Genomic DNA, 12,663 nt, shown 5'->3' with positions numbered 1-12,663 from the left:
TTAATCCTCCAAAAATCCAGTCAAAGGACTTGATGCCTCTGCCTGAAAGTCTAATACACGTCCTAAGCCTGCAAGATAAGCGGATCGTCCTGCTTCAATTGCAAGTTTGAAAGCCTTCGCCATTAAAGCTACATCACCGGCAGTGGCAACAGCTGTGTTGCACATGATTGCGTCAACGCCCATTTCCATGGCCACACAAGCTTGTGATGGACGGCCAATACCGGCATCGACAATGATAGGGACGTTAATTTCATCAACTAAAATTTGAATAAAATTCTTGGTGGAAAGCCCCTTATTACTTCCGATTGGAGACCCAAGCGGCATGACAGCGGCTGCGCCGGCATCCACCAATGATCTTGCTACATACAAATCCGGATACATATAGGGCATTACAATAAATCCTTCTTTGGCAAGGATTTCGGTCGCTTTAATAGTTTCATAGTTATCAGGCAGTAAATACTTTGAATCATGGATAACCTCTAATTTAATAAAATCACCGCAGCCAAGCTCCCTTGCTAGACATGCGATACGAACGGCTTCTTCCGCATTTCTGGCACCAGAAGTGTTTGGAAGTAATGTAATATTTTCAGGGATATAATGAACAATATTTTCTTCTCCACCTGTATTAGCACGTCTTAGCGCAAGCGTTACTATTTCAGCCTCACCATATTCAATAACAGCCTTCATGAGGTCTAAAGAAAATTTTCCTGATCCTAAAATAAATCTTGATTGAAATTCATGTCCACCAATTACTAACTTATCAGTCATATTATTAAAATCCTCCTAAAATTCATTTGTTCTCATGCTGAGCCGGAGTTCCCGACCCTGTGTCCCACACCACCCCCGTGGCTCAACCCCCACCAACGAAGGTGACGACTTCTAGCGTATCTTCATTCGTAAGCAAAACTTCTTGATAGGTATCTTTGGGTACAATTTCTCCATTGCGTTCAACAACAATAATCCCTAAATTGAAGTTTTGCAGCATTAAAAAATCGTACAATGTCTGCTGTTTTTCTAATTCAATAAATGAGCCATTTACTTTCACTTCTTCCACCCTTTCTAAAAATCTGCATAAAAAAAGCACAAAATGGCCCTTACACCCTTTCGGTGGTGTACCCCATTTTGTGCTTCGTTTTTTTTTTTTTTTTTTTATAATTTAAAATATACAAAACATTCATAAGGAAGTCAAGAGAATGATATTTTATCAATAGCTTGCATTATTCAATTCCAAAGCTTTAGTTTGAGTATATGGAAAAAATTCTGTATCTGCATTTTGGATATGACCAATAATAAGATCGTTCACAATAAATGAAAATAATTCGGATAGTTTAAGATCGCCTGCCTGATAAGATTTTTTAAATTGAAATACTTTATCAAGTAATGTTTTATGAATTTCGGCATGTTTTTCATAATCAGGGTAGCCTGTTTCTACCAATATTTGTTCTTCATCATGAAAATGCTTAATTATACGGTCTAAAACTTTATCGACCGCTGGCATGATTTTACCTTTTTCTGACTCTGCAAGGAACAGATATAAAAGACTATTAGCACTTTCGACAAGCTCCCGATGTTGCTCATCAATCATATGGTTACCGCTTTCCCATTCCGCTTTCCACTTAATATTAACGGGTGCGTTGAGTAAGCGGTCTTGGTCTTCCGAACGATATACTCGGTTTCTTCCGCCCTCTTTAGCTCGATACATCGCTTTGTCTGAACGTTTGTACCAGCTATAATAGGATTCCAATTCCATTCTTTCCGCAACACCGAAACTAGCGGTTAAATGCCCAATAATCGGGTATTTATATTTTTCCAAGGTTTGACGAATCGTTTCCGCCACTGCAAGTGCTCGTTGAATGGAGCTTCCAGGCATGATAATAACAAATTCCTCTCCACCAAGCCTAACGAGGAAATCCGGGTCGCAAATTAAGCTATTTGCAAGATTGGCCGTTTCTTTTAGCACCTCATCCCCAACTGGATGCCCCCAAATGTCATTAACGCGCTTAAAATGATCCAAATCGAAAATAATCATCGAAAGAGGTTGATGATCCCGGTCCGCACGGGACATTTCTTTTTCAATCCACTGATCTAAAAAATGGCGATTATAAAGTCCGGTTAATTCATCTTTAATAGCAAGATCGTTTAGGATTTTATTTTTTTGCTCTAATTTTTTCGTAAGTTCTAATAGACTTCTATTATTCCTAAAGAGCTCCATTTCCAATTTTTGAGTTTCCTTGTTAAGTGCATATTCTGTCGTTACATCATGATAAATACACCCAATTATTTCGCGACATAATGGAAAAACAAGGACACGGATCCATTTTTGAATCGATTCACGATGTATATCGAATTGAGTAGATGTATAATTCACAACAGCATTTTGTAAGAGTTCTTTCCATTGCTCTTCGCCTTCCCAGCCTTCAGGGAAAACTTGATAGAATGTCTTATTAATAAGATCAGTTCCTTGAATTTTTAATAAATCTTCAAAAGCCTCATTTAATAATAAATATTCATAGTCATAAGGTATACCTTCATTATCAAATATAGCTCTATGACATGAATAGGCAATAGGAGATTTTTTAAAGAACTCTTGAAAACAGCGTTCCTTCATAAATTTTCCCTCATTCCATTCTTTTCCTTACCATTTAATTATAATAGATATTTTGTTTGCAAACCGCGAGTTTTGTAGCAACTTTTAGAAAAATACTGGAAAAATAATTTGAAATTTCGTTATACTAAATTCTATGGGGAAACGGACAACAAGGGGGACAACCGGCGTGAAGGGGCAGGCAAAATTAATTGCAGCAATGTTGATTTTCGGTAGTTTGGGTATTTTTGTGAAAAATATAAATCTATCATCGAGTGAAATTGCACTTTTTAGGGGTGCGATAGGGAGTATATTTTTAATTTGTGCTAGTTTTTTGGTAAAACAAAAGCTTTCTTTTAAAGCAATTAAAAGGAATGGTATTCTTTTAATTTTATCTGGAGCAGCGATTGGCTTTAATTGGATTTTTTTGTTTGAGGCCTATCGTTTTACCACGATATCAAATGCAACGATCAGCTATTATTTTGCACCTGTATTTGTTATGGCGCTTGCACCTATGATTTTAAAAGAAAAACTGACCGCGAGTAAGGTAAGCAGCATTATTGTGGCGATGATCGGTTTATTTTTAGTTGTTAATAATGGAGCAGGCAGTGCAAGCGGTTCCTATAATCATACAGTTGGAATATTATATGGACTTTCGGCGGCTGCTTTATATGCGAGCGTTATTTTAATGAATAAATTTATTAAAAAATTATCGGGCTTTGAGACGACGTTAATTCAATTAATGCTGGCATCACTCGTGCTGGCACCTTATGTGTATTGGCAAGAGGGCATCACTTATGTAACAGAGCTTGGCCTTCAGTCTATTGTTTTCATTTTGATTCTTGGAATTGTCCATACAGGCTTTGCTTATTATTTGTATTTTGGTTCCATTAAAGAACTTAAAGGGCATACGATTGCCATTTTAAGTTATATTGATCCGATTTCCGCTGTGATCTTTGCTGCGATATTTTTCAGCGAAAGTATGAGTTTCTTGCAAATGATCGGTGGTGCACTCGTTTTAGGTTCTACTTTTTTTGGCGGAATGGGAACGTCAAAAAAACGTAAAAGAGTAAGAGGAGACGAAAAACAGTCTAAGCAGCGGGGCGAATGAAAAGCCCCGTTAAGCATAAAATATTCCCAACTAACTATGTTGGAGATGTGAATGATGGCATTAACTCAAAAATATATTGACCTCTGTGGTGTTAAAATTTATTGTGAATATTCCTTCGTTGAGAATCGGCCTCCACTTCTCCTCATCCATGGAGTTGCCGCCACTATGTATACATTCAATTCCTTAATTCCACTATTAAAAGACCATTTCTCAATCATTGCTATAGATCTGCCTGGGTTTGGACGGAGTGAAAAATCGTCATTATTCATATATTCATTTCAAAACTATGCCAAAGTAGTCGCAGCTTGTATCGATTATTTTAAATTAGAAAATGTAAATATCATAGGACACTCAATGGGTGGACAAATTGCTTTATATGCGACGAAAATGGTTCCGGAAAGAATTAACAAACTGGTGTTAGTATCAAGCTCCGGTTATTTAAAAAGGGCAAACAAAGCAATCATTTTTTGCACGTATCTTCCTTTTTTCGGGCATTATGTAAAACACCAAGTACATAAACAAGAGGTAAAAGACGTTTTGAAAAATGTCTTTTATGATCCTTCGCTTATTACCGAAAATCACATTAGAGAATTTGGCAAGCCATTGGAGGAAAAGGGTTTTTACACTTCATTAATGAGGTTATTACGATATCGTGAAGGGGATTTAAACAGTAAGGACCTGAAAACAATCGAAAATCCGACATTATTACTTTGGGGGAAAGAGGATCGGGTTGTGTCCTACCGTATTGGTCAAAGATTGGCAGATGATCTTCCGAATGCGAAGCTGATCACATACGAAAAAGCAGGTCATTTGCTAACTGAAGAACGTCCCGAAGAGGTTTTTAAAGAAATAGTAACCTTTATTTTATAGAAAATTCTGAAAATGTTAAAAACATAATAATTCTGCTAAAATGAGAAAAGTGTATTTATCCTTATAAAAAACTTAGAAGGGTGAACAAGCCTTGAAAACATTCAAAAAAGTATATGTGGAAATTACGAGCGTATGTAATTTAGCTTGTAGTTTTTGCCCACCTACGGAACGGCTTGCAAATTTTATCAAATTAGATAAATTTAATAATATATTAGACCAGATTAAACCGCATACATCTTATATTTACCTTCATGTAAAAGGGGAGCCTCTCCTTCATCCAAGGATTGACGAATTGCTGGAGGCTGCTTATACCAAGGGATTTAAGGTGAATATTACGACGAATGGAACTTTAATTGCTAAAAATAGGGAAAAACTATTAGGGAAGCCGGCATTGCGCCAGATGAATTTCTCCCTCCACAGTTTTGATGGAAATGAAGGGGCTTTGAACCGGGAACAATACTTGTCTCAGATTCTTTCTTTTACTCGTGAAGCAGCTGAGAGTGGTGTTCTAATTTCATTTCGTTTATGGAACCTGCAACGGGAAAATGCAACAAGTGCGGAAAAGAGAAGGAATCGTGAGACCCTCGAAATGATCGAAAAAGAATTTAATCTTGATTTTAAAATTGAAGAAAAAGTTATGCCTGGCAACGGAGTCAAAATTGCTGATCGAATCTATCTCAACCAGGATTATGAATTTGAATGGCCGAGTTTACAGGCCCCGGAAGATGATGGAAAAGGATTCTGCCATGCCCTAAGAACCCAAGCGGCTATACTTGTTGATGGAACTGTTGTCCCTTGTTGTCTTGACGGTGAAGGCGTAATTAAATTAGGTAATATTAATCAAACACCTTTCTCCGATATTGTCGAAGGTGAGCGAGCTAATAATCTATACGATGGCTTTTCAAGAAGAGAAGCTGTGGAAGAAATGTGCAGGAAATGTGGTTACAGAAAGCGGTTTGGGGTATAAAGGGAGAGTGGAATTTATGATAGAAAAAAAAATAACGGTTGAAGACATAGTTCGAAGGTTTTCACTTACAGTGTTAGCTGGTGAAGAACATTTACAGAATACAATAACACAACAACGAGTACATCGGCCTGGTTTGGAATTTGTTGGACACTTTGACTTTTTTCCAAAAGAAAGAGTTCAAATTTTAGGAAAAAAAGAAATAAACTATTTGCATAAGCTAAGTAAAGAGGAACGTATTATCCGAATTGGGAATATTGTTAGCTATCATCCGCCTTGTTTTATTGTGCCTTCTGGTGAAGAGGGACTTACGTATTTAAAACATCATTGTATTAAAGCGGGAATTCCCTTATTAATTACAAAAAAACGTGAAGTAACCTCGGAATTCATTTTGAAGATAGATGCATATTTGGTAAAGGCATTGGCACCCGAAATGACTGTGCATGGAGTATGTATGAATGTGTTTGGAATTGGGATTCTACTTCGAGGCAACTCAGGGGTTGGAAAAAGTGAGACAGCACACACATTAATCGGCAGGGGACACCGACTTGTGGCTGACGATGTTGTTGTTTTAAAAAAGCTTAGTTCACAAACAATTCTCGGTACTCATGATGAGAAGACGAAAGAATTCTTGGCCCTTCGTAGTTTAGGATTATTAAATGTAGTTCGTATGTACGGACGAACAGCTTTTCAAGATGAAACAAGAATTGCACTTGATATTAATCTGACAAAATGGCAGAAAGACGATCTGAATAATGATTTGGAACAGGAGCCCGAATATGTAGACTACATGGGTGTTAAAATTCCTTCATTAGAAATTCAGCTACAACCCGGTCGCGATGTGGCAGGATTAATTGAGGCCGCCGCAAATAATTGGTATTTAAGGCAGCAGGGCTATAGTGCTGCAGAGGAATTTCTAAGTCGGCTTGAGCCAGAATTTGGCCGAATCGAGAAAAGATAAAAAGGAAAGGGCAAAAGTTGTCACTTAAGCCCTTTCCTTTTTATTAATTATAATTATCCATACAATTTTCACAAAAAGTTAATGAAATGGATATATTTTTGCAATTTGACTTTGATTAGTTATGATAGCTTATTTTATATGAGAAAAATTTTTTCGAATAGATTAACGGAAATATCTAGCTAATCAGAGGAGCAATTTATTATGGAACAAGGACTTTTTCAAAACCAGAGGTTACAACTTGTTATTACAAACAAGATGGAACAACAGCTTTCACTATTGCATATGCCCATGGTTGAGTTGGAGAGGTTTTTAATGGACCAGGCTCTGGAAAACCCATTAATAGATATGGAGTCTTTTGACAACAACCATCTTATTTTAAAAAAACATCAAAATGATAAAAATAGTGAAAAAGATTGGTTAAATAATATTGAGCAACCGAGAAATTTATATGATTTTTTATTGGAACAACTAAGTTTTTTAACACTTAAACCTAAAGAACAAGAAATAATGGAATACTTAATTTTTCTAGTCGATGAAAATGGATATTTTCAAGGAGATTTACAGGATGTTAGCAAGCACTTTGCAGTACCTGTTGATTTGGTAGAACAAGCCCTTTATCGCTTACAAACTTTTGAGCCAATTGGTGTAGGTGCCCGTACATTACAGGAATGTATTTTGCTTCAAATAAGAGATGTTAGCAATCATAATGAACTGGCTGAATTAGTAGTTGCTCATTATTTCGAATTATTAGTTGAAAGAAAGTGGAGAGAAATTAGTAATAAAATGGGGGTGGATATTACAGAAATTCAAAACGTATTTGATTTATTAAAAAATCTAAATCCTAGGCCAGCCAGTTCTTATCAAAATGATTATCCTCAACTCATAAAACCAGAATTAATCATAAGCGAAGATAGGCAAGGATTTATTGTTAAGATAAATAACGCTCTCTATCCAAAGTTGTCATGCGACTCCTACTATAATGAACGAATGGATCAACTCTCAAAGTATGACCAGTCAAATTATTTAACTGAGAAGTATGAGCACTTAAATTGGCTGAAGAAATCAATTGAAAAACGGAAGACAACTTTAGTACGTGTAATGCAAGCAATTATAGATAAACAAAATGACTTTTTTCAAAAAGGTACTTCCTATTTAAAACCATTAACCATTAAAGAAATTGCGGAATTGGTTGAACTACATGAATCAACTGTAAGTCGAGCTGTTAACGGTAAATATGTGCAGACACCACATGGTCTTTTCGAATTAAAATACTTTTTTACATCAAGTATAAGTACAAATGGAAATGACGAAATATCCTCGGAGATTGTTAAGGATTTGATAGTTGAAATAGTTAAAAATGAAAATAAGAGCAAGCCATTATCAGATCAAAAAATTTTAGATATATTATCTGCCAATGAAGGACTTACTCTTACTCGTAGAACGGTAACTAAATATCGTGAACAACTAGGCGTTCCTTCATCATCTAAACGTAAGCGATATTGACTTTAAACATGTGAAAAAACTCACAATGTTAAGCAGGTAGCTATGCTTAGCAGTGAACTAATACATTATTTGTTTCTTAAGAATATTAGACGGAGGCAAGGGAAACATCCTTTGCTTCCTTTTTTTGTTATTAAAACGGCTTTGTTCACAAAACCTTCACCTATATTTAAAAGTCTAAAACTCCTATAAACTTATTTTCTACTTCAATTTGGAAAGAAAGTTCTACTTTTTGTTAAAAATTTTTTACATATTATCTAACCCATACAATACCAACAGACTTGTACGTCAAAAAAATTTAACATGTAAAAATATTTTTCGAAAAGGTACAACATAGATTTTTGTTTGTGTCATCTTTTGTGAAATAAATCACAAAGTATGTTTAGTTTCAGGTGAAAAATTTTATTTTTATTAAGAGACTGACGAAAAAGTTGGAACAGTTATTGCTTATATAATTTAGTGAAAGAAAAACCATGGTTTCACTTAATTAAAGATTTCATTTTTTATATGGGAGGTGAGAGAGCAGTCAATATTATGCTCAACCGATTGAGTAATTAGAATTTATTCACGAGCCAGGAATAGATAAAAGGATAATGAGGAGGAAATCAAATGAAAAAGAAAATGAAGATTGATCATATTATCTTCTGGCCACCATTACTATTTATTTCCATTATTTGTGGATTAATCATTAAAAATCCGGACAAAGCAAATGAAATATCAAATGCTGCCTTGGCTTGGACAACAGACAAACTCGGTTGGTCATTTGAATGGTACGTAATTATTCTTTTCCTTATTGCTATGTACTTTATCTTTGGTAAGTACAAGGATAAAAGATTTGGAGATGGCGAACCGGAATTTAAGACTAGTACATGGTTAGGAATGATCTTCACTTCAACTTCAAGCGCGGCCCTTTTATATTGGGCAACAATTGAATGGTATTATTACATGCAAGCTCCTCCTTTTGGCGCAGAACCATTTTCTACTGAAGCTGCACAATGGGCTTCTGCATATGGTATGTACCATTGGGGACTAATTCCATCTGCTATGTATGTGGTAATCGGAACAGCAATTGGTTATAACTTCTTTGTTAAGAAAAGGAATGTTGTGAAGCCGAGTAGTGTGTGCGGCTTATTAGGAAAACAAAAGGATGGATTTACAGGGAAAGTAATTGACATCCTTTACATTATCGGAATGGTTGCCGGAGTAGGTACATCATTAGGTTTAGGTACACCGCTTGTTGCAGAACTAATTTCTAAGATATTTGGAATTCCACATACGCTGTCAATGGATGGATGGATTCTAATCGCTTGGATCGCTTTATTTACAACTAGCATTTATTTTGGATTACAGAAAGGGATTAAAATCCTTAGCGATATAAGAGTGTATTTAGCTTTTGGTGTTATTATTTTTGTCGCAGTGTTTGGTCCAACATCATTTATTTTAAATGGTTTTACAGATGCGCTTGGAACAATGCTGCAAAATATTACTAGAATGACATTCTATACAGACCCATATGGTAAGTCTGGTTTCCCACAAGGATGGACGATTTTCTATTGGGCTTGGTTCTTAAACTGCGTTGTTACTTATTCTATTTATCTAGTAAAAATTTCAAAAGGGAGAACGGTTCGCGAATTCTCATTAGGAGTATTAGGCGCAATTGTTCTAGGAGAAATGGTTTTCTTCGGTGTGTTTACAAACTATGGAATGTTCGCCCATTACGAAGGACTAGTAGATATCGGCACGATAATGGAAACAGCTGGTCCGGCTGCCGCTATTGTCGGAATATATAACACGTTGCCATTAGCAAAAATTGTACTCCCAGTATTTCTTGTTTACGCTTTTATTTCTACAGCGACATTCATTAATGGTGTTGCCTATACATTGGCGATGGTAACGACTAAAGAAATCACAGAGGATGATGAACCATCAAGAGTAAATCGGATCGCATGGTCATTACTACTGGGTGTACTTGCGATTTCACTGCTGATGCTAGGGGGACTTAAACCTTTGCAAACAGCCTCGGTTTTAGGCGGCTTGCCAATGATGATTGTTTGTATCATTATCCCGCTTTCATTCTTTAAAGAGGTTCAAAAAACGGGTTGGAAAAACAGTAAAAAAACTAAAAATGATGATGAAAAGAGAGCTGGATAATCAGTAGATACATTACCTAAATTCTATAAATATAATGGAGGGGTTTCATAATGGATTTTAGACTTACAGATGAACAGGAATTAATCGTTGCAGGGATTCGTGAATTAATGGGAAGAGAGAACTGGGAAAGTTACTTTCTTGAGTGTGACGAAAAAAGTGAGTATCCAGAAAGATGGGTTAAGGAGCTTGCTGATTTAGGAATTGATAGTCTTTTATTACCGGAGGAACATGGTGGTTTTGATGCAGGTCTTGTAACATTAACAGCTGTTTGGGAAGAACTAGGCAGATTAGGTGGACCAACATACGTTTTATATCAGCTTCCTGGCTTTAATACGGTTCTTCGGGAAGGAACTGAAGAGCAAATTGAAAAAATCATGGCCCTGCGCGGCACAGGAAAACAAATGTGGAATTCAGCGATTACTGAGCCAGGAGCAGGTTCAGATGTTGGTAGCCTGCAGACAACGTACACTCGCAAAAATGGAAAAGTCTATTTAAACGGCCAAAAAATCTACATTACAAGTGGTGCAGGTGCTCCTTATTTAGTAGTAATGGCGAGAGATTCTGACAATTACTCTACTTTTTCGGAATGGTTTGTTGATATGACAAAACCAGGCATTAAAATTGAGAAACTTCCAAAATTAGGGTTGCGCATGGATAGTTGCTGTTCAATCTATTTCGATAACGTTGAATTAGAAGAAAAAGATATGTTTGGAAAAGAAGGAAACGGCTTTAACCGTGTGAAGGAAGAGTTCGACTTTGAACGTTTCCTAGTTGGCTGTACGAATTATGCTACTGCACTATGCGCACTAGAGGATGCAGCTAAATATGCCAACCAAAGAAAGCAATTTGGTGAGGCAATTGGGCGATTCCAATTAATTCAAGAGAAGTTTTGCCGTATGGCGATCAAAGTTAAGAATATGCGCAACATGTTATATGAAACTGCTTGGAAGATTGATAATGGTTTAGCAGATTCCGGAGATGCTGCGATGTGTAAATATTACTGTGCAAATGCTGCTTTTGAAGTGGTAGATGACGCTATGCAGGTTTTAGGCGGAGTAGGTATCGCTGGTGAACACCGTATTACCAGATTCTGGCGTGACCTTCGTGTCGATAGAGTTTCTGGTGGATCAGACGAAATGCAAATTCTTACTGCCGGCAGAGCAGTACTAAAAAAATATCGCTAATCACATATAGTAAGAAACTTATAGGTTAATAGATATTGGACCTGGTGAAAGGAGTAATGTTGATGTCAACCGCAACAAGCAAGCCGGCATTTGGAAACTTACATGGTTTAAAAGTGGTTTATTCCGCAGTAGAAATAGCAGGACCTGAGGCTGCACAATTAATGGCCGAATGGGGGGCAGATGTTACTTGGATTGAAAATACATTTAATGGCGATTCAATGAGAGACACAACCTATGTGAAAGAACTCGAACGCCGCAATCAGCGGAGCTTATCGTTGGATATCTTCTCGGAAGAAGGAAGAGAAGTATTTCTAAAACTAATTGAAACAGCAGATATATTTATTGAATCAAGCAAGGGACCAGCGTTTGCAAGGCGTGGCATTACAGATGAATTGCTATGGGAACATAATAACTCCTTAGTCATTGTGCATGTTTCCGGCTATGGTCAGTATGGCGACATGGAAAGAGTAAACAGGGCGGCTTATGACCAAACAGCTCAAGCGTTTAGCGGCTATCTAAGTCAAAACGGATCTCCAGAGCAGCCGATGATTGCTTCACCTTATACTGGTGATTATTTTACCTCACAAATGGTCGTGGGTTCGGCACTTGCAGCCCTTTACAAAGCACAGAAAACCGGAGTTGGCGAGAGCATTGATATTGCCATGTATGAAGTGATGCTTCGCATGGGTGCTTATTACATGATGGATTACCTTAATGCAGGAATTCTCTATCCACGTGCAGGTGCCAAACACCAAAACTTATGTGGAATCGGAGTGTACAAGTGTAAAGATGGTTTCTTAAGCTTATGCCTATATGGTGCAAAGCAGAATAAGGCGATCCTTGAAAGAATTGGACTTGGTTATTTATGGGGAACGGATGAATACCCGGAAGGTACAACAGCACTTTGGTTGGATGGTCCTAAGGCGGAGCTTATCGAACAAAAAATAGAAGAATACTTGTTAAGTATGCCGGTTGACGAGGTAGAAAAGGATTTCTCAGATTGTAAGATTGCAGCAAATAAAATGATGACGTTTGAAGAGTTGCCAAATCATCCGCATTTTATCGCTCGTGAAGCATTCGTGGAATGGGAAACAATTGACGGCAAAAAATGCAAAGGTCCTAATATATTCCCTAAGTTCAAAAATAATCCGGGGCAAATTTGGCGGGGTATGCCAACCCTTGGAATGGATACAGAAAGTATCTTAACTGAAATAGGTTATTCATGTGAAAAGATTCACGAACTAGCTGAAAAGGGCATTATTAAAAAATCCTAATACCCAAATTGATGGATGGGAGGAGCATATCCTCTCGTCCAGTGAAAAATGATCTATATTAAAT

The 12,663-nt window shown here is 36.9% G+C and carries 11 protein-coding genes; 8 read left to right on the top strand and 3 right to left on the bottom strand.

The window, feature by feature from the left end; translation table 11 throughout:
- The 3 genes from P9E47_RS17745 to P9E47_RS17735 all read right to left on the bottom strand — a co-directional run bounded on the left by P9E47_RS17745 (position 1) and on the right by P9E47_RS17735 (position 2,608).
- Complete coding sequence (locus P9E47_RS17745) at positions 1-768, bottom strand: thiazole synthase (protein ID WP_326164181.1); 768 nt, start codon at positions 766-768, stop codon at positions 1-3.
- A gap of 82 nt (positions 769-850) precedes the next feature.
- The gene (gene thiS / locus P9E47_RS17740; protein ID WP_039957135.1) at positions 851-1,045 is read right to left on the bottom strand and encodes a sulfur carrier protein ThiS; all 195 of its coding nucleotides are present in this window, start codon (positions 1,043-1,045) and stop codon (positions 851-853) included.
- 159 nt (positions 1,046-1,204) lie between these two features.
- Positions 1,205-2,608, bottom strand: coding sequence for a bacteriohemerythrin (locus P9E47_RS17735; protein WP_326164179.1), 1,404 nt, complete (start codon positions 2,606-2,608; stop codon positions 1,205-1,207).
- A gap of 166 nt (positions 2,609-2,774) precedes the next feature.
- Between P9E47_RS17735 and P9E47_RS17730 the strand changes: the two genes are divergently transcribed.
- The 8 genes from P9E47_RS17730 to caiB all read left to right on the top strand — a co-directional run bounded on the left by P9E47_RS17730 (position 2,775) and on the right by caiB (position 12,599).
- Positions 2,775-3,695, top strand: a complete 921-nt coding sequence (locus P9E47_RS17730; protein WP_326164178.1) for a DMT family transporter — start codon at positions 2,775-2,777, stop codon at positions 3,693-3,695.
- Positions 3,696-3,749: 54 nt separating this feature from the next.
- Positions 3,750-4,565 carry an alpha/beta fold hydrolase gene (locus tag P9E47_RS17725; RefSeq protein ID WP_003330649.1) on the top strand — a complete coding sequence of 272 codons (816 nt, stop codon included), beginning with the start codon at positions 3,750-3,752 and terminating at the stop codon, positions 4,563-4,565.
- Positions 4,566-4,656: 91 nt separating this feature from the next.
- Positions 4,657-5,532, top strand: coding sequence for a radical SAM/SPASM domain-containing protein (locus tag P9E47_RS17720; RefSeq protein ID WP_326164176.1), 876 nt, complete (start codon positions 4,657-4,659; stop codon positions 5,530-5,532).
- Between the two features lie 16 nt (positions 5,533-5,548).
- Positions 5,549-6,490 carry an HPr(Ser) kinase/phosphatase gene (gene hprK, locus P9E47_RS17715; protein WP_003330647.1) on the top strand — a complete coding sequence of 314 codons (942 nt, stop codon included), beginning with the start codon at positions 5,549-5,551 and terminating at the stop codon, positions 6,488-6,490.
- 201 nt (positions 6,491-6,691) lie between these two features.
- Positions 6,692-7,993: an RNA polymerase factor sigma-54 gene (rpoN, locus tag P9E47_RS17710; protein ID WP_003330645.1), complete on the top strand. Its 1,302-nt coding sequence runs from the start codon at positions 6,692-6,694 to the stop codon at positions 7,991-7,993.
- A gap of 606 nt (positions 7,994-8,599) precedes the next feature.
- On the top strand, positions 8,600-10,141 hold the full coding sequence (caiT, locus tag P9E47_RS17705) for an L-carnitine/gamma-butyrobetaine antiporter (RefSeq protein ID WP_003330644.1): 1,542 nt from the start codon (positions 8,600-8,602) through the stop codon (positions 10,139-10,141).
- Between the two features lie 50 nt (positions 10,142-10,191).
- Complete coding sequence (caiA, locus tag P9E47_RS17700; RefSeq protein WP_003330643.1) at positions 10,192-11,325, top strand: crotonobetainyl-CoA dehydrogenase; 1,134 nt, start codon at positions 10,192-10,194, stop codon at positions 11,323-11,325.
- A gap of 62 nt (positions 11,326-11,387) precedes the next feature.
- Positions 11,388-12,599, top strand: coding sequence for an L-carnitine CoA-transferase (caiB, locus tag P9E47_RS17695; protein WP_003330642.1), 1,212 nt, complete (start codon positions 11,388-11,390; stop codon positions 12,597-12,599).
- Positions 12,600-12,663 lie beyond the last annotated feature (64 nt).

It is taken from the genome of Schinkia azotoformans, assembly GCF_035811335.1.
Taxonomy (GTDB): domain Bacteria; phylum Bacillota; class Bacilli; order Bacillales; family Bacillaceae_J; genus Schinkia; species Schinkia azotoformans.
This window is presented reverse-complemented; position numbering and strand designations above follow the sequence as displayed.

What these genes read in the sequence shown, in the direction of transcription:
- hprK (WP_003330647.1), top strand. Translation starts at nt 5,549, where the DNA reads ATGATAGAAAAAAAAATAACGGTTGAAGACATAGTTCGAAGGTTTTCA.
- P9E47_RS17725 (WP_003330649.1), top strand. Translation starts at nt 3,750, where the DNA reads ATGGCATTAACTCAAAAATATATTGACCTCTGTGGTGTTAAAATTTAT.
- P9E47_RS17735 (WP_326164179.1), bottom strand. Translation starts at nt 2,608, where the DNA reads ATGAAGGAACGCTGTTTTCAAGAGTTCTTTAAAAAATCTCCTATTGCC.
- rpoN (WP_003330645.1), top strand. Translation starts at nt 6,692, where the DNA reads ATGGAACAAGGACTTTTTCAAAACCAGAGGTTACAACTTGTTATTACA.
- caiT (WP_003330644.1), top strand. Translation starts at nt 8,600, where the DNA reads ATGAAAAAGAAAATGAAGATTGATCATATTATCTTCTGGCCACCATTA.
- caiB (WP_003330642.1), top strand. Translation starts at nt 11,388, where the DNA reads ATGTCAACCGCAACAAGCAAGCCGGCATTTGGAAACTTACATGGTTTA.
- caiA (WP_003330643.1), top strand. Translation starts at nt 10,192, where the DNA reads ATGGATTTTAGACTTACAGATGAACAGGAATTAATCGTTGCAGGGATT.
- P9E47_RS17745 (WP_326164181.1), bottom strand. Translation starts at nt 768, where the DNA reads ATGACTGATAAGTTAGTAATTGGTGGACATGAATTTCAATCAAGATTT.